The organism is Actinomyces sp. Z5 (assembly GCF_003287795.1).
In the GTDB taxonomy this organism is placed as follows: Bacteria; Actinomycetota; Actinomycetes; order Actinomycetales; family Actinomycetaceae; genus Actinomyces; species Actinomyces glycerinitolerans.
In genome coordinates, this window is record NZ_QMIN01000066.1 from 1 (window position 1) to 15,235 (window position 15,235).

Annotated in this window: 20 protein-coding genes; 8 read left to right on the forward strand and 12 right to left on the reverse strand. The window is 68.0% G+C overall.

What is annotated here, in order from left to right:
- Positions 1–14: 14 nt before the first annotated feature.
- The 4 genes from DRB06_RS09065 to DRB06_RS09080 form a co-directional block, all read right to left on the reverse strand.
- Positions 15–998 (reverse strand): hypothetical protein, encoded by a 984-nt coding sequence (locus DRB06_RS09065; RefSeq protein WP_146750851.1) that lies wholly within the window; start codon positions 996–998, stop codon positions 15–17.
- 132 nt (positions 999–1,130) lie between these two features.
- Positions 1,131–1,538, reverse strand: a complete 408-nt coding sequence (locus DRB06_RS09070) for a type II toxin-antitoxin system VapC family toxin (protein ID WP_111819767.1) — start codon at positions 1,536–1,538, stop codon at positions 1,131–1,133.
- A 6-nt stretch (positions 1,539–1,544) separates the two neighbouring features.
- Positions 1,545–1,826: a type II toxin-antitoxin system Phd/YefM family antitoxin gene (locus DRB06_RS09075; RefSeq protein ID WP_111819775.1), complete on the reverse strand. Its 282-nt coding sequence runs from the start codon at positions 1,824–1,826 to the stop codon at positions 1,545–1,547.
- A gap of 259 nt (positions 1,827–2,085) precedes the next feature.
- On the reverse strand, positions 2,086–3,057 hold the full coding sequence (locus DRB06_RS09080; protein WP_111819768.1) for a diaminopimelate dehydrogenase: 972 nt from the start codon (positions 3,055–3,057) through the stop codon (positions 2,086–2,088).
- 162 nt (positions 3,058–3,219) lie between these two features.
- Between DRB06_RS09080 and DRB06_RS09085 the strand changes: the two genes are divergently transcribed.
- Positions 3,220–3,741: a DUF4256 domain-containing protein gene (locus tag DRB06_RS09085; RefSeq protein ID WP_220093011.1), complete on the forward strand. Its 522-nt coding sequence runs from the start codon at positions 3,220–3,222 to the stop codon at positions 3,739–3,741.
- Between the two features lie 41 nt (positions 3,742–3,782).
- Here the strand turns inward: DRB06_RS09085 and DRB06_RS16635 are convergent, their stop codons facing one another.
- Positions 3,783–4,811 carry a type II toxin-antitoxin system ParD family antitoxin gene (locus tag DRB06_RS16635; protein WP_258522216.1) on the reverse strand — a complete coding sequence of 343 codons (1,029 nt, stop codon included), beginning with the start codon at positions 4,809–4,811 and terminating at the stop codon, positions 3,783–3,785.
- 33 nt (positions 4,812–4,844) lie between these two features.
- Here DRB06_RS16635 and arfB point away from each other — a divergent pair, with 33 nt between their 5' ends.
- Entirely contained in the window at positions 4,845–5,285 is a 441-nt protein-coding gene (arfB, locus tag DRB06_RS09095; RefSeq protein WP_073328413.1) for an alternative ribosome rescue aminoacyl-tRNA hydrolase ArfB, read from the forward strand.
- A 44-nt stretch (positions 5,286–5,329) separates the two neighbouring features.
- Here arfB and DRB06_RS09100 read toward each other — a convergent pair whose 3' ends face one another.
- Positions 5,330–5,764 (reverse strand): GNAT family N-acetyltransferase, encoded by a 435-nt coding sequence (locus DRB06_RS09100; protein WP_111819770.1) that lies wholly within the window; start codon positions 5,762–5,764, stop codon positions 5,330–5,332.
- Positions 5,765–6,026: 262 nt separating this feature from the next.
- The gene (locus DRB06_RS09105) at positions 6,027–6,860 is read right to left on the reverse strand and encodes a GyrI-like domain-containing protein (RefSeq protein WP_111819771.1); all 834 of its coding nucleotides are present in this window, start codon (positions 6,858–6,860) and stop codon (positions 6,027–6,029) included.
- Positions 6,861–6,973: 113 nt separating this feature from the next.
- On the opposite strand from DRB06_RS09105, the gene DRB06_RS09110 reads away from it, so the two are divergent.
- The gene (locus DRB06_RS09110) at positions 6,974–7,207 is read left to right on the forward strand and encodes a type II toxin-antitoxin system Phd/YefM family antitoxin (protein ID WP_108968332.1); all 234 of its coding nucleotides are present in this window, start codon (positions 6,974–6,976) and stop codon (positions 7,205–7,207) included.
- A gap of 236 nt (positions 7,208–7,443) precedes the next feature.
- Here the strand turns inward: DRB06_RS09110 and DRB06_RS09120 are convergent, their stop codons facing one another.
- Complete coding sequence (locus DRB06_RS09120; protein WP_159097688.1) at positions 7,444–8,181, reverse strand: alpha/beta fold hydrolase; 738 nt, start codon at positions 8,179–8,181, stop codon at positions 7,444–7,446.
- Positions 8,182–8,290: 109 nt separating this feature from the next.
- A complete protein-coding gene (locus tag DRB06_RS09125) occupies positions 8,291–9,319 on the reverse strand; it encodes an NADP-dependent oxidoreductase (RefSeq protein ID WP_199912507.1) in 1,029 nt (342 codons plus the stop codon).
- A gap of 841 nt (positions 9,320–10,160) precedes the next feature.
- Here DRB06_RS09125 and DRB06_RS09130 point away from each other — a divergent pair.
- On the forward strand, positions 10,161–10,598 hold the full coding sequence (locus DRB06_RS09130) for a helix-turn-helix domain-containing protein (protein WP_108969895.1): 438 nt from the start codon (positions 10,161–10,163) through the stop codon (positions 10,596–10,598).
- A gap of 25 nt (positions 10,599–10,623) precedes the next feature.
- Here DRB06_RS09130 and DRB06_RS09135 read toward each other — a convergent pair whose 3' ends face one another.
- On the reverse strand, positions 10,624–10,923 hold the full coding sequence (locus DRB06_RS09135) for a HigA family addiction module antitoxin (RefSeq protein ID WP_108968338.1): 300 nt from the start codon (positions 10,921–10,923) through the stop codon (positions 10,624–10,626).
- Positions 10,924–10,931: 8 nt separating this feature from the next.
- Positions 10,932–11,213 carry a type II toxin-antitoxin system RelE/ParE family toxin gene (locus tag DRB06_RS09140; protein WP_108968340.1) on the reverse strand — a complete coding sequence of 94 codons (282 nt, stop codon included), beginning with the start codon at positions 11,211–11,213 and terminating at the stop codon, positions 10,932–10,934.
- Positions 11,214–11,371: 158 nt separating this feature from the next.
- Between DRB06_RS09140 and relB the strand changes: the two genes are divergently transcribed.
- Both relB and DRB06_RS09150 read left to right on the forward strand, forming a co-directional pair.
- On the forward strand, positions 11,372–11,578 hold the full coding sequence (gene relB, locus DRB06_RS09145) for a type II toxin-antitoxin system RelB family antitoxin (protein ID WP_234416267.1): 207 nt from the start codon (positions 11,372–11,374) through the stop codon (positions 11,576–11,578).
- Positions 11,575–11,859, forward strand: coding sequence for a type II toxin-antitoxin system RelE/ParE family toxin (locus DRB06_RS09150; protein ID WP_108968344.1), 285 nt, complete (start codon positions 11,575–11,577; stop codon positions 11,857–11,859). Before relB ends, DRB06_RS09150 begins: the two co-directional genes overlap by 4 nt.
- 9 nt (positions 11,860–11,868) lie before the next feature.
- On the opposite strand, the gene ychF is transcribed toward DRB06_RS09150, so the two are convergent.
- Entirely contained in the window at positions 11,869–12,954 is a 1,086-nt protein-coding gene (gene ychF, locus DRB06_RS09155) for a redox-regulated ATPase YchF (RefSeq protein WP_108969897.1), read from the reverse strand.
- 69 nt (positions 12,955–13,023) lie between these two features.
- Between ychF and DRB06_RS09160 the strand changes: the two genes are divergently transcribed.
- Positions 13,024–14,340, forward strand: a complete 1,317-nt coding sequence (locus tag DRB06_RS09160; RefSeq protein WP_111819772.1) for a DNA recombination protein RmuC — start codon at positions 13,024–13,026, stop codon at positions 14,338–14,340.
- 160 nt (positions 14,341–14,500) lie between these two features.
- Positions 14,501–15,160 (forward strand): hypothetical protein, encoded by a 660-nt coding sequence (locus DRB06_RS09165; protein WP_108968349.1) that lies wholly within the window; start codon positions 14,501–14,503, stop codon positions 15,158–15,160.
- The last annotated feature ends 75 nt before the right edge of the window (positions 15,161–15,235 follow it).

Consider the following 15,235-nt stretch of genomic DNA (forward strand, 5'->3'; position numbering starts at 1 on the left):
CCCGACAGCGAACCTTAGGCCTGCGACTGCCCGGAATCCGGGTTCTGCGGGCCAGCCGACTGCTGCGGCTGCTGTGACGCCGAGTAATCCCGCGGCGCCTGCGGCTGAGGAGTCGGTACCTGCGGCTGCTGAGGCACCGAGTAACCCTGCTGAGCCTGATGGGCATGCGGGAACTGCTGCTGTGGGGCAGCGTAAGGCTGCGGACCGGAGGGCGGCTGAGCCTGGTTGGCCTGCCACTGCTGAGGCGCCGGGTAACCCTGCTGAGCCTGATGGGCCTGCGGGAACTGCTGCGGGCCCCCATAGGCTGGGAACGCCGAAGCGGCGGCGGGTTCCTTCTTGACGAGGGACATGATCGAGTAGATGGCGATTGCGATGAACAGGAGCGCGTCAATCAGGACCATGAAGTAGCCGAAACCGCGTGAGGCTCCGTAGTCGAAGACCTCGTTGTTACCGAGCGCCTCACCGAACCCCATCAGAGCGCCGACGATGGCAACACTCGGGATGACCCACATGACCCCCTTGGCGACTTTATCCTGCAGGAAGACGAGAACCGTGGCGGCGATCGTGCCAATGAGCAGGATCCAGAAGAAGGCTCCGTCCCGGCTCCCAGCCAGTGACATCGAGTTGGAGTAACCCCACACGGAAATGGATACGAACGGGGTGAACATGGCCAGGAGCGTGACAACCACGGTGGCCGCGGACAAGCCGCCGAGAATATTGCGCACATTCGTCGGGAAATGCGGGCTCGGTTTGGCCAGCAGGTTCTGGAACTGCGCCTGGGCCTGTTGTTGGAAGCCCGGTTGGGCGGAGGGCGGCGCGGCGGATTGCTGCGGTGCCGCATAGGCCTGCTGCGGTACCTGAGCGGACTGGTAGGCGGGCGACTGCGGCACACCCGCCTGGGCCGAGGATGCCGGATCGGAGCCGGCCGGTGCGCCACTCTGGGCGTTGGAGTCGCTCGGGATGCCGTTCTGAGGCTCCGGAGACACGGGGTTACTCATGGGCTCACCCTACGTCGGCTCAGTCGCAAGCCGCATGGGAGGTACGACACGGTGAAGTTACAGGTCACCGCGGAGGCGAGTCTCGCGCGGGAGCTCAGGTTGTGCCGCTACGGCGACAGGCCACTCAGACGCTCATGCGGCACCGGCCACCCCGGGCGCGATGACCGCCAGCCCCAGAGCTCTGGCAGCTTCGCCAAATCTGTGGTCGTACGTGAGTACCGCATCTACATTTAGCCTGATCGCAGCCTCAAGGTGCAATGCATCCAGGGTGCGCAGATATGGCATCGGCAATAAACCCGCATTGCGGAAGACCGCCCGGTCGAGGGACGCGAGCGACACTCCTTCAAGGAGCCGCGTCACGTCGTCCTGATTAAGACTCTCTCGGACCGCAATACGGCGCAACTCAACCTCAAGCAGATCACTGGAGACCAGCGTGCTTGGTGTCCGATCGAACCAGTCGAGCAGCGCAGGACTCTCGGGTTGATCAACCAGCAGCGCACCTAAGGCAGAGGTATCGACGTATACGACTTCGTTCGCCACGTCGCACTACCCGCGATCCGAGCGCAAGTCATCGAGCGATTGCAGGAAGTCCTGCGAGGATTCCCTCCGCTCGATCCCGAGTTTCGCCCAGCCGCCCCGCCGCCGCGCCGGACGAGTCACCGGCAGCGCAGGAGTAAGCTCGCTCAATGGCACTATCCGCGCCACCGGGACACCACTGTTAGTTATCACGAAGGACCGTCCCTCTCCCACCTCACGCAGCACCCGAGCGGACTCGTTGCGCAACTCACGCTGAGACAGCCTCTCGATCGGCGGCTCGACGGTCACCATGGTTGCACTGTAGCACGGATGCGACACGTGTGTCTGGCGCGAACACCGACATCCTGCTCGTCACCGCTCACCCCGAAGTACGTCCGCCTCCCAAGCGGCCACGGCGGCCAACTCCCGCGGCGCACTCTCACCCCAGAGGCTCACGGCTCCGAGGCCTAACTCCCCGTGTACCCGCTCGTCCGTCACAAGAACAGCGTACTGATGCGGCCGCGCCGGCGCCGTCGTCCGAGCGACGACGACGCCAGCGAGCCGGCCACCGTCACAGGTAGTGGGCGCGCAGGTCCTCGGAGGTCTTGGCGGACAGGTCCGCCAGCGTCACGTCGAAGACGGTGCGCGCGCCGGACTCGCCGCGGGCGGCCAGCCTCACCGCCGCCCGCCCCATGGCGGCCACGACGGAGCCGGTGAACTCCGGGTTGGAGTCGAGTTGCAGCTCGAAGTTCACGGTCTCGGCGACGCCGTCGGAGGTGTGTCCGCGGCGAACCACGGTGCCGCCGTGCGGGATGCCGGCGTGCTCGGCGGCCAGTTCCTCGGCCGTGATGAAGTTGACGGTGGTGTCGTAGTCGGCGAAGTAGTTGGGCATCTCCTTGATCTCCCGCTCGATGCGGGCCAGGTCGGCACCCTCCTCGGCCACCACGTAGCAGTCGCGCGTGTGCATGGAGCGGGTGGTCAGTTCGACGTCGTCGCCGGCCTTGACCGCGGCGACGGTCGCCTCGACCGGGCGGGTGTACTGCTTGGCGTCCACGACGCCGTCGATGCGGCGCAGGGCGTCGGAGTGCCCCTGGGAGACGCCGGGGCCCCAGAAGGTGGTGGTGGCGCCGTCGGGCAGGACGGCCTCGCCCAGGACCCGCAGCATGGAGAACAGGCCCGGGTCCCAGCCGGTGGAGATCAGGGCGACGTGCCCAGAAGCCTTGGCGGCCGCGTCGACGGCGGCGAAGTGCTCGGGGATGCGGGCGTGGGTGTCGAAGGAGTCGACCGTGTTGAACAGCGCGGCGGCGGCCGGGGTCTGTTCGATCAGGTCGGTGGCCGAGCCGCCGCAGTTGAGGCAGACGTCGACCTTGTCCGCCCAGGCGGGCATGTCGTCGACGTGGGCGACGGGCGCGCCCTGAGTGGTGACCGTGGTCGGGTCGCGCCGGGTGAAGACGACGACGAGTTCCATGTCCTCGTTCTTGGTGATTGCCTGCTCGGCGCCGCGCCCGAGGTTGCCGTATCCGTTGATCGCTACCCTGATCATGCTTCCTCCTGGTGTGTTTGCTATGGGGCGATCCTAGAGACCGGGCGTGTTGCCGCCGTGTGACGTGTCGGGGAGCGGTACCTGCAGCATCGTTCACCACTCCGGCGAGGCATGGGGGACAATGCGCCCGGACGTTGGGACAACACATACGGAGGAGACGACATGCTCGACGTACTCAGGGCCCGATTCGAGGCGCATCCGCACCGACATGAGGGCATCTCCTGGGACGCGGTCGCCGCCCGCCTGGCCGCGCATCCCGAGGCGCTGACCGCGCTCGGGCGCATGGAGGACACGGGCGGGGAGCCCGACGTCGTCGCCTATGACGCGCAGGCGGACGAATTCGTCTTCTACGACTGTTCGGCCGAGACCCCCGCCGCTCGACGCAGCCTGTGCCTTGACGACGAGGCCCTGCGCTCCCGCAAGCGGAACCCGCCGCGGGGCAGCGCCGCGGGCGAGGCGGCGGCGATCGGCGTCGAGCTCATGAGCGAGGCGGACTACCACCACCTGCAGGGCCTGGGGGAGTTTGACTTGAAGACCTCGACCTGGCTGGCGACGCCGGCGGATGTCCGGACGCTGGGAGGCGCACTGTTCGGCGACCGGCGCTTCGGCCGGGTCTTCGTCTACCACAACGGCGCCGACTCCTACTACGGGGCGCGCGGCTGGCGCGGCGTGCTGCGGGTTTAGCGGCCGGGGTCAGCGCGCAGCCGGCGTCAGCCGGTAGGCAGTCATGCCGTCTTCGGTGTTTTGGAGGAGATGAAGGCATCGAAGTCGAAGGGCTCCGCGGGGCCGCTCGCTTCGCCTGCTGCAAGCGCCTCGCGCAGTGCCGTCGGCCCCGCCGCGCGGCGTGCAATGGCTGCTGCCCGAGGATCGTCGGGCAGCACGACGAGCCCATCGGTGACGCCGGGCCAGTGCAGGGGCGGGGAGAAGCCGGCACGTGCGAGCGCCGTGCGGATGGCGGCGGCTTGGGGGTGGGCGATCACCGGCTGGTAGGCGGCCCCGGGGTTGATGACGTCCAGATCGGCGACGGCGGCGTGCAGGCGCGCCAGGCGGGCGCGACGCCGGGTGCGCTCGGCGCCTAGCCCCGGGGCGGCGAGCCGGGCACGGTAAGGGCCCGGCATGGGGGCGGGCGCCCAGGCGAGGTCGAGCAGGTCCTCGACGGCGTCCATGAGTACGGGCACATCCCGGTGGCGCTCGGCAATCGCGGCGACGGCGGCCAGGTCCGCGTTCAGCTCGTCCCCGGTCGGCGCCGCCGGGCGGACGAGCCCGTGGACCACGCCGCCGAGCGGGATGGGCAGCAGCTTGCGCAGGCTCGCCACCAGGTAGTCGGCGTTGTCGAGGTCAGCGGCACCGGTCCCGGGTCCGGCGTCTGTCAGCAGTTCTTCGGCACGTTCCAGTGCCGTGTGGGTGGCGTCGACGACGATGCGCGCCCCGGTCGAGCGGGCGGCGGCGAGCACGGTGCGGAGTTCGCCGTCGGCCCGGTTGCCGAAGGTCTCGGCGTGCAGGATCAGTGGCGGCCGGTCGCAGGCCGCGAGCGCGGCGGCGAGGGCGCCGGGGGCGAGCAGGCCGGATGGGGCACAGTCGACGTCGGTGACGTGCAGGCCCTCGAGTTCGAAGGGGGTGGTCATGGCGGTGCAGCGCACGCGGGGCGCCAGGACCTCGCGGACGCCGTCGGCGCGGGCCTCGCGGGCCACCAGGGCCAGCGCGTGCCTGCCCGCGGCGGTGAACACGGGCGATGCCGGCTGGGACGTAGGCATGCGCCCAGGGTAGGCCCGGCGCACACTGTTCGCATGAAGGACCTGTCGATCCCGCCCGGCCCCGGCTGCCCGCGGGGGCTGACGGTGCCGGCGGCGGAGCTGAGCGAGCAGTTCACGCATGCCTCCGGCCCCGGCGGCCAAGGCGTAAACACCGCCGACTCCCGCGTCCAGCTGAGCCTGGACCTGGCGACGACGACGGCGCTTGACGAGCGGCAGCGCCAGCGGGCCCTGCAGAACCTGAACGAGCGCCTGACCGGGACGGTGCTCACGGTTACCGCGGCCGAGCACCGCTCCCAGTACCGCAATCGGATGGCGGCGCGGGAGCGCCTGGCGGCGTTGCTGCGGGGTGCGCTCGCGCCGCCGGTGGCGCGCCGGGCAACCAAGCCCACCCGTGGTTCCCAGCGTCGTCGTCTGGCGGCCAAGCGACGGCGCGCGGAGCTTAAGGGCCTGCGGCGCAGACCGTCCGCCGAGTAGAGCCGCGGGCGCTTGCCGGACGGCAGGGATGTGGGCGAGCGGTCTCAGAGACCCGCGAGCGTCTTTGAAGCTCCTCCGCTCATAATCGCGCGGGGGTTGCGCAGGCCCGCGCCGGCCAGGCGCGCGAAGCCGAGCTTCTCGTAGTACGGCAGCATTCCCGGATCACAGCACAGATCGACGGCGTACATGTCACCGAGCTGGGCTAGCAGTCGACGCACCAGTTCCGCGCCGATCCCCCGGCCCTGGTAGTCGGGGCGGACCTCGAGCCAGGGGATGAAGGCGTTGAGCACGCCGTCGCTGATGGCGTTGATGTAGCCGATGACGCGGTCGCCGTCGAGCGCCCAAACGCGCCGGTAACTGCCGTCCATGACCGCCACCAGCTGCTGCGGGGAGGGAGGAGACGGCCAGCCGACGAACATGCCCTCGATCTGTCCGGGAGCGACGGCGCCGCGGCCGGTGAGGTAGGTCAGCTCGTCCATGGCGGGGATCCTACGGCGGAATTGCTCCCAGCAACGTATGTCACTCAGCCCTGGGCTGCGCCACTTCACCGTCTGCAACGCCACTTCGGGGTTAACAACGCCGGTTAACCGTCTGCTGAAAGCTCCTGGGGTATACAGCAGAACGTTAAGTAGCGTTGTTAACGTCCAACCGGCGCAGCAGACACCTCGGCCCCGATGCAATCACCACACACCCAAACCGGAAGAACCGGTAACACCGCAGACGTCGCACACGGGCGCGCGGTCACTCCTCGATGATCGGGAAGCACGCATCCGTAACCCAGGTGGACGGGTCGGGGTTGTGCGCCGGGCCGACCCGGTAGATGTTGAGCATGGGTCCCGTGCGAAGGTTGTGGGCCGCGATGTAACTGCCGATCGCCGCGGTGACCTCCGGCATGCCGTCATATCCGCCATGTAGCGTGGCGGCCACGACGTCGCGCGCAGGCACCTCACGGCATTCCAACGGCGCTACCGGTGTGAAGGATTCCGGGACTCTGATCCAAACCTCGAGCTCTACATCAGTCTCCCTGTACTCCGGGTCTAGGTAGGTCGCCCCACCCAGCCCTTCGTCATGACTGGGCAGTTCCAGGCCGCTGCGCTCCATGAGCGGCACGATCTCCTGCCACAGCCGGCCCTCGTCGTTGTAGGACGGCAGGACGCGGCGCAGGACTGCCACGGTCATGGCAGGCATGTGAATCTGGCGGACATCGATATCCATGGTCGACTCCTTGAGATAGGCGTTGATATGTTCAAACGCGGCGCTCATGCGTTCCAGCCGTTCCCGCTCGGCATCCAAGCGGTCGCCGTGGGCGGACATGATGGCGCGCACACGCGTCGGATCACCACGGTTGGCCATAATCTCGGCGATCTCGCCGACCGGCATTCCGGCGTCACGCAGTCGCACGATCCAATGCGCGTCAGTGAGCTGAGAGGGCGCATAGGACCGGTGCCCGGTGAATGGGTCAATGGCGGCGGGCTCGAGTACACGCTGCTCCTGGTAGTAGCGCAGCATCCTCACGCTGATCGCCGTGAGCCTGGAAAACAGACCGATACGCAGCAGTCCCTCGTCGTGATCCATGCCTCCATGGAACATCCTCACACCGTGTCAGATGCAAGGGGGCGCGTCATCCCCTCGCACGGGCTATACACCCGACATAACGTAGGGTATGTAGCTACACAGGAGGTGTTGACATGCCCTCGATCACCGCTCGCGACTTCAACCACGATGTCAGTGCCGCCAAGCGGGCGGCCAATGAGGGACCGGTCATCATCACGGACCGAGGCAAGCCGGCTTACGTTTTACTGACCATCAACGACTACCACCGACTCGGGGAGACGGGCGCCTCGCTCGTGGACAGGCTGAGCATGGATGACGACGTCGAGTTCGAGCCGGCCTCTATCGGTCTGAAGGTTCCGGAGTTATGAGCTACCTGTTGGATACCAATGTAGTCAGCGAGCTCCGCAAGCCCGCCGCGCCGCACACCTGCATGTCCCCGACCCGCGGCCGGAGCGCGACGCACTGATCGCGGCCACCGCCGCGGTCCACGGCCTGACCGTCGTGACGCGCAACGTCAAGGACTTCGCACCGCTGGAGGTAGCGGTCGTCAATCCGTGGGAGGGCACGCCCCGATGAGCAAAGCTGTGCAGGCAACACAGTTCCGTCAGTCCAGGAAGGCGCGGACCTGTGAGGCGAAGAGGTCCGGCTCCTGGAAGATGGCGCCGTGGCCGGCGCCGGGGTAGAGCTCCTCGAGCCTGGCGGCGGGTAGGCGCCGCCCCAGGTCCAGGGTGTTGGGACTGGGAACCATGAGGTCGTTGTCGCCGTTCACCACCAGGACCGGGTGTTCGATCCGGGACAGGTCCTGCGGCTCCTGCCGCCCCCAGCCGCGCACGGCCCTGAGCTGGCGCAGGAGTCCGGGCACCCGCGCGGCCGTGTCCGGATGCTTGAAGGCCGCCACGCGGCCCAGGAACTCATCCGCCCTGTCCCAGGCGGTCACGGGGAAGAACAGGTAGTGACGGGGGTCCTTCCGGGTCAGCGCCGCCTTCGCCATGGCCCAGAAGGTCAGGCCCGGCACCCTGGTGATGCCCGCGCCTCCCGCCGGGCCGGTTCCGGCCAGCACGGCCATGCGGAACCGCTGCGGATGGGTCAGCAGCAGCTGCTGGGTGACGAAGCCGCCCAGCGAGAGCCCGAGCACGTCTACCCGCTCCGGCCGTGCGGCGTCCAGGAACTCGATCACGCCGTCGGCCATACCCGCAACCGTGGTGGGCGCCGAGCCGGACGAGCCGCCCATGCCGCGGTAATCCACCGCTATGACCGGGCGGTCCTGCGCCAACCGGTCGACCAGCAGCGGGTCCCAGCCGTCGAGGGTGGCCGCCAGGTGGTTCAGGAGCAGCAGGGGCACCCCGCCGCCGGAACCGGCCGCCCGGTACGCGAAATGCGCCCCTTGGGGTACACGGTCATGCGCTCGACCGGCGCGTCCGCGTATGGGCCGTCGAAGTACTTCACGGCGCTCACTCCCTTACCTCCACGACGATCTTGCCCGGGCGAGCCCTCCCGGAGGCGGACAGCTCCATGGCCTGTTCCAGCTCGTCCAACCGGAAGGTGTGTCCCACCAGCGGCTTGATGCTGCCGCCCTCAATGGCGGGGGCGAGTTGCGCCAGTCGGCCGCCGTCGGCACGCATGAAGAGGAACTTGTACGCGGCTCCCCGCTGCTTGGCGGCGCGGCGCGCGTCGCGACTCATCAGCCACATGACCGGCTTCAGGATCGGCTTGCCCAGCTGTGCCGCGAACTCAGGGTCGGGCGCACCGACGACCGAGACCATGGTGCCTCCCGGTCGCAGCACCTGCATGGAGCGCAGGGTCTCGTCCTTTCCCAGGGTGTCCAGGACGACGTCGTAGTCCTTGACATGGTCCTCATACCTCTGGGTGCGGTAGTCCACGACGACGTCGGCGCCCAGCTCGCGGGCCAAGTCGACGTTCTTGGTGCTCACGGTGGTCGCAACCGTGGCGCCAAGGTGCTTGGCCACCTGGATGGCGATTGAGCCGAGGCCACCGGTACCACCCTGGATGAAGACCTTGTCCCCCGGCTTGACTCGCGCCTTCTCCATGAAGGCCTGCGCGGCCGTAAGCAGCACCAGCGGCAGGGAGGCCGCCTCGGTGAAGCCGAGCCCGGCGGGCATGGGGGCGAGGTCGGCGGCGTCGACGGCGATGGCCCGCGTGAAGGTGCCGATCCGGTTGATGCCCGGGCGCCCGAACACGTGGTCACCCACCGCAAGGTCCTCCACGCCGGGGCCAACCTCGGTGACGACGCCGGCGAGCTCCTGCCCCAGCACCTGCGGCAGCCGGTAGGGAATAAGCTGCCGGAACTGCCCGGCGGCGATCATGCGATCCAGCGGGTTGAGGCCGGCCGCACGGATCTCAACCACCACCTGCCCTGGACCGGCCGCCGGCTCGGGTACGTCCAGCCACTCGAGCGTCCCACCGTTGCGGTAGGAGGTAAGGGCGTAGGCCTTCATCACGTCTGCTCCTGTCTCTGTCATGCTCCCATCGGGATACGACCCGGCAGGCGACAACCATCTAAGTCCAGATCGCGAACTTAGCCTGCGCCGGCTGCGCTGTCAACCGGACAGTCCAGCCGACACCGCCTGCTTCATGCACGGCCTTCATAGGTTCTTCGCGTTTGCGGGGTGCGGCGGGCCGGCGGTCGGCGTGCGTGTTTGGAATGCTGGACACGTACGCCCGGGGGCGTCTTGAGTTCGTCACCAATGCGGCTGGCATTCACAGCCAAGAGGCCGCGGCCTCGAGCCGGCGCCCACATGACTTCAATGGCTCCAACGAATCCTCCGCCGGCCACCAACACCGTCGATCCGAGAACGACCCCGCCAACCCGAGAACGACCTCTTTGGCCCGAGTACGACCCGGGTTCGGCCAATACGTCCTCGCCAACCCGAAACCCTCCACATTCGGGAGGGTTTGGGGCCGCCGAGGTCGTATTCGGCAGACCGGCACTTACCGAGAGCGACTCCGCCAACCCGAGAACGACCTCTTTGGCCCGAGTACGACCTCGCCGAGCCGAAACCGACCACCGCATCACAAACCCAGCCCAAACCGCCACACCCACAAACACGGAGAACCCCTGCACACCCCGGTCGCGAGCCGTGGAGCTCAGTGCTACGCTCCCTGGGTATCAAAAGCGGACTCAGAGATGCGCCGGGCTCGCAGGCGACGAGCGTACGCGGGTGCGACGCGCATGCACGGATGCGGTCACACCTGCAGGCGAGCCGACGAGCCTGTTCCGCCCGCATCGACGCCGCATATACACGCATCCAGGAGACCGCGGCGCCATCGGCAGCCGCAACGGATCAGGGAGTGTCAGAGACCATGACGGGACCACAAACCACCTGCCCCATCGCCGCCAGCCTGGAACTGCTGGGCGAGAAGTGGACTCTACTGATCCTTCGCGATATTCACCGGGGTATATGCCGGTTCAGCGACCTGGAGGAGAGTCTCGGATGCCCGCGCTCGGTACTGTCGGCGCGACTGAGGAAACTCGTCGAACACGACATCCTGCGGGCCGAGCCCTACCGGGAGCCCGGCCGCAGGCAGCGACACGCCTACACCCTCAGCACCAAGGGACGCGATCTTGTCCTCGTGCTGGCGGCGCTACAGCAGTGGGGACTCAAGCATCTGCCGGACGTGGCACCGATTGCGCCGGAGCCGGTTCACCTGGGTTGTGGCAGCCCCATCGAGGCGCGCCTGTCCTGTCGCCAGGGCCACCACGTCGACGCCGAGGACGTCGGCCTTCCGAAATGGTCGTAAGCCACCGCCATCGCACCGTCGGCACTCAGGCGGCTTGGATGGGCTTGATGGCGTCGAGCTCAGCGGCGATGCGGCCCTCCGCCAGTTCCAGCTCGTACCGCGACTGCAGGTTGAGCCAGAACTGCGGCTCAACGCCGAAGTAACGCCCCAGGCGCAGCGCCGTGTCCGCGGTAATCGCCCGCTTGCCATGCACGATCTCGTTGATCCGACGCGGAGGCACACCGATCGACACCGCGAGCTTGTGCTGCGTAACGCCGAAGGCATTGATGAAATCCTCCATCAGGACCTCGCCCGGATGGATCGGCGCGTAGAGCTTGTCAGTCATGGTGCACCTCAGTGGTAGTCCTCGATGATCACGTTCTCGGGTCCGGCGGCGGTCCACACAAAACAGATCCGCCACTGGTCATTGATCCGGATGCTGTACTGACCTCTGCGATCACCCTTCAAAGCTTCGAGGTGATTCCCGGGCGGGACTCGAAGCGAGTTGAGCGACACAACGGCATCAAGCTGACGCAGTTTCCGGTTTGCCGTCCGATGAATCCGTGGGTCGATCCGCCGGGCCGGCTCACGCAGCCACACGCACTCCGTATCCCGATCACCGAGGGACCTGATCACTCACCCAGAGTGATACACATGACGCACCACGTCAATAACGTCACCGGACTCGTCCCGACCATTCTCATCCAGGATCTCAGCGTCCAGCGCCTTGCCCGCGGCGGCGGCCTGAATACAATGTATTCACGAACCACGAGAAGGAGCCGACCGTGAGCACCATGACAGTGCGCATGAACGAGCAGGATGCCGAACTCGTCCGCAAGTTCGCCCGGTTCGAGGGCGTAACCGTCTCCGATTTCGCCCGTACCGCGATCCTGGAGAAGATCGAGGATTCCTACGATCTACAGGAGCTGCGCGAGGCGATCGCGCACGATTCCGGCGAGCGTTTCAGCATCGACGAGGTCCTGTCCGAACTCACCTCATGACCGCGCAGACCAGCCCGTACCGCGTCGAGCTGACCATGCGGGCCCGCAAACAACTGAAGAAGATGGACCGGTTTGACGCCAGGATCCTCGCCACCTGGATCAAGAACAACCTCGATGGGTGCGCCGACCCCCGCGCCTTCGGCAAGGGGCTGACCACGAACCGCTCGGGCGAATGGCGTTACCGCGTGGGCTCTTACCGGATCCTCGCGCTCATCCACGACGACATCGTCACGATCGAGGTCTTCTCCATCGGACGTCGCGACAAGGTGTACAACGACTAAGCCGACTCGCTACACATTGAATCTGAACTCGACCACGTCGCCGTCGGCCATGACGTAGTCCTTGCCCTCCATGCGGACCCGCCCGTGCGCGCGGACCTCGGCCATCGAGCCGTACTCCATGAGGTCGTCGTAGGAGACGATCTCCGCCTTGATGAAGCCCTTCTCGAAGTCGGTGTGGATCACACCCGCCGCCTGCGGGGCGGTCCAGCCCTTGTGGATCGTCCAGGCGCGCGACTCCTTCTCCCCCGCCGTCAGGAAGGTCTGCAGGCCGAGCGTGTCGAAGCCGACCCGCGCCAGCTTGTCCAGACCGGACTCGTCCTGGCCGTTCTCGTGCAGCATCTCGGCGGCCTCATCGGGCTCCAGCTCCACCAGCTCGGCCTCGAACTGGGCGTCCAGGAACACGGCCTCCGCCGGGGCCACCAGGGCGCCGAGCTCCTGCTGTCGGGCGGCGTCGTGCATGCCGGCGTCGTCCAGGTTGAACACGTAGATGAAGGGCTTGGTGGTCATCAGCTGGAACTCGCGCAGGATCTCCTCATCCAGTGCCTTGCCCGCCGCGGCGGCCGACAGCAGCTCGCCCGCCTCCAGCACCTTCAGCGCGGCCCGCGCCACCTCCAGCACGGCGGCGTCGGTCTTCTTGCCGCGCACCTCCTTCTCCAGACGCGGGATCGTCTTCTCCAGGGTCTGCATGTCGGCCAGGATCAGCTCGGTGGCAATGGTCTCAATGTCCGAGGCGGGGTCGACCTTGCCGGCCACGTGGACCACGTCGGGGTCGTCGAAGGCGCGGGTGACGATGCAGATGGCGTCGGCCTCGCGGATGTTGGCGAGGAACTGGTTTCCCAGTCCCTCCCCCTCGCTGGCGCCGCGCACGATCCCGGCGATATCCACGAAGGAGACGGTGGCGGGCACGATCTTCTGGGAGTGGAACATCTTGGCCAGCGCGTCCAGCCGCGCATCCGGCAGGGGCACCACACCGACGTTCGGCTCGATCGTGGCGAAGGGGTAGTTCGCCGCGAGAACGGTCGCCCGGGTCAGGGCGTTGAACAGGGTCGACTTGCCGACGTTGGGCAGTCCAACAATTCCGATAGTGAGTGCCACGGGGCGAGTGTAGCGGCCCGCCGCTAAGCGCCCGGAATTCATGTCGGCGCCCCGTGTCATGGTGGCCCCATGTCCACAGCGCTTCCCATCCTGCTACTGCTCATCGGCCTGCTCGTCGGGGCGGTGGCCGGTTACGCCCTGGCGGTGGCCCGCTCGGCTACCGCCCGTGCCGGCGGTCGCGACGACGCCGCCGCCCTGCGCGCCGAGGCGGCCCAGTGGCGGGCTCGCGCCGAGGAGCTGACCGCCCGCACCGCCGCGGCCGAGGAACGCGCCGAGCGCGACGGCTCCGTGCTGCGCGCCCTCGCGCCGGTCCGCTCCCAGTTGGAGCAGGTCGGCGCCCGGGTCGAACGGATGGAGCAGCAGCGCGCCGCCGAGCACGCCACGCTCACCGAACAGCTGCGCGCGGGAGCCGAGTCCGATCGCGAGCTGCGGCGCACAACGACGGCGCTCGAGGGCGCCCTGCGCTCGCGCTCCTCGCGTGGGCTGTGGGGTGAGGTCGAGCTCGCCCGCGTGCTCGAAGCCTCCGGGATGATGCGGCATATCGACTTCTCCGAGCAGCGCTCGGTGGCCTCCGTGGTCGGTCGCCGCAACGGCGCCGGCGGCAGCGGGGGCGCCAGCGGCAAGTCGCGGCCCGACGTCGTCGTGCACCTGCCCGGCAACGGATTCCTGGCGCTGGACGCCAAGGTGCCATTGGACTCCTACCTGAAGGCCTGCGCCGTCGGAGCAGATCCCGACGGCGCCACTACCGACGGTGCCGCCGCGCCCAGTCCCGCCTCACCCGGCGGGCCCACTACCGACGGCACCCTCTCCGGGCACGGCGCCCACTTCGGGACCGCCACGCAGGAGCGCCGGGCCCGGCTGCTGGCAGAGCACGCCAAGGCGCTGCGCGCTCACGTCGACGCCCTGGCCGAGCGTCACTATGCGCGCACGCTCCAGGACTCCCCGGAACTGGTGGTGCTGTTCGTGCCGGCCGAACCGATCCTGGCCGCGGCTCTGGAGGCCGATCCCACGCTCATGGAGCACGCACTCGACCACGGGGTCGCCCTGGCCACGCCCGCTTCACTGCTGGCGCTGCTGCGAACCTGCGCGACCGCATGGGCGCGCACCGCCGTCAACGACGACGCACGCGAGTTGGTAGAGCTCGGGCGCACGCTTTACGAGCGCCTCGGCACGGTCGCCAGACATCTCGACACCCTGGGCTCCGCCCTGACGCGCTCCGTGACCGCGTACAACCAGGCGGTCGGGTCCATGGAGTCGCGACTACTGGTCACGGCCCGCTCCTTCGAGACCTTCGGCGACGGTCTGACCACGCCACGGCAGGTTTCCCCGGATAACGCGCAGGTTCGGCGCTTCGCCAGCGCCGAGTTGGCGGCGGACTCCGAGTAGCGGCAGGGCTCCGCAGAGACGGCGATTCGCAACGATGGGGTTACATATGCGCTTTCATTCACATAAACTAGTTACACGCGATATCTCACAGCAACCTTCCAGGTGCGCCCCCTAGCGTACCTGGCGAACTTTGAATCTACCTTGTGGAGGTTCTTCCTACATGGCAGCCCCAACCACCAGCAGCCCCCCATCCAGCGCCAACGCCACTCGTGGCGAAGCCTCATCCGCGCGCGATGAAGTACTCGACCACCTGGACACCCTCGCCTCCAAGCAGCAGGAGCTGCAGGAGCAGCTCAGCACGCTGCGCGACGAGCGCGACAGCCTCATCCTGCGCGGGCTCGCCAATGGCCTGAGTTCCACCGAGCTGGCCGAGACAGCCCACCTGACCGGGGCGCGAGTACGCGCCATCGCCGATGCCGCGGCGGACTCCTCCGCCCGCGAGCGCATCTCGCGGGCCATGTCCATACTGGTCGCCCACCGCCCCCCGATCTGCACCACCTACGGCGCGCTCGCAGAAGCCGTGGGCATCGGCTCGGCGAAGGGCGTGGCCTCCTCGCTGGCCACCAACCCCGAGGTCCCGGCCCGCGCCGGCGCGCGCGTACTCCTGCTGCGCTGGGCGAATCCGGCGCTGGGCGGCTACGTCATTCCCAGCGAGGAACCCTCATGGCAGACCCAGGGCGACGACACCGCCTCACGCCTGGACTGCCTTCAGGCCGAGCACCTGGTGGTGCAGGTCGACTCCCCGAACGGACCGGTGTGGCTGGTTCCCTTCGATCGGGTTGTGGCCGACGCCGATACCCTGGCAGGCATCATCGGCTGAGCCTCGCGCTCCGCGGGTCCCGAACCGTGCACAGACAGCGAGCTGTCGGCCGCGCCCCAACCGGTGCGCGGCCGA

Bases quoted from the DNA above. Each gene is read 5' to 3' on its own strand.
- DRB06_RS09085 (WP_220093011.1), top strand. From the start codon at position 3,220: ATGCTCGACGTACTCAGGGCCCGATTCGAGGCGCATCCGCACCGACAT.
- DRB06_RS09160 (WP_111819772.1), top strand. From the start codon at position 13,024: ATGTCCACAGCGCTTCCCATCCTGCTACTGCTCATCGGCCTGCTCGTC.
- DRB06_RS09125 (WP_199912507.1), bottom strand. From the start codon at position 9,319: ATGACAGAGACAGGAGCAGACGTGATGAAGGCCTACGCCCTTACCTCC.
- DRB06_RS09105 (WP_111819771.1), bottom strand. From the start codon at position 6,860: ATGGATCACGACGAGGGACTGCTGCGTATCGGTCTGTTTTCCAGGCTC.
- DRB06_RS09080 (WP_111819768.1), bottom strand. From the start codon at position 3,057: ATGATCAGGGTAGCGATCAACGGATACGGCAACCTCGGGCGCGGCGCC.
- arfB (WP_073328413.1), top strand. From the start codon at position 4,845: ATGAAGGACCTGTCGATCCCGCCCGGCCCCGGCTGCCCGCGGGGGCTG.
- DRB06_RS09100 (WP_111819770.1), bottom strand. From the start codon at position 5,764: ATGGACGAGCTGACCTACCTCACCGGCCGCGGCGCCGTCGCTCCCGGA.
- DRB06_RS09065 (WP_146750851.1), bottom strand. From the start codon at position 998: ATGAGTAACCCCGTGTCTCCGGAGCCTCAGAACGGCATCCCGAGCGAC.
- relB (WP_234416267.1), top strand. From the start codon at position 11,372: ATGACAGTGCGCATGAACGAGCAGGATGCCGAACTCGTCCGCAAGTTC.
- DRB06_RS09150 (WP_108968344.1), top strand. From the start codon at position 11,575: ATGACCGCGCAGACCAGCCCGTACCGCGTCGAGCTGACCATGCGGGCC.
- DRB06_RS09130 (WP_108969895.1), top strand. From the start codon at position 10,161: ATGACGGGACCACAAACCACCTGCCCCATCGCCGCCAGCCTGGAACTG.
- DRB06_RS09075 (WP_111819775.1), bottom strand. From the start codon at position 1,826: ATGGTGACCGTCGAGCCGCCGATCGAGAGGCTGTCTCAGCGTGAGTTG.
- DRB06_RS09110 (WP_108968332.1), top strand. From the start codon at position 6,974: ATGCCCTCGATCACCGCTCGCGACTTCAACCACGATGTCAGTGCCGCC.
- DRB06_RS16635 (WP_258522216.1), bottom strand. From the start codon at position 4,811: ATGCCTACGTCCCAGCCGGCATCGCCCGTGTTCACCGCCGCGGGCAGG.
- DRB06_RS09165 (WP_108968349.1), top strand. From the start codon at position 14,501: ATGGCAGCCCCAACCACCAGCAGCCCCCCATCCAGCGCCAACGCCACT.
- DRB06_RS09135 (WP_108968338.1), bottom strand. From the start codon at position 10,923: ATGACTGACAAGCTCTACGCGCCGATCCATCCGGGCGAGGTCCTGATG.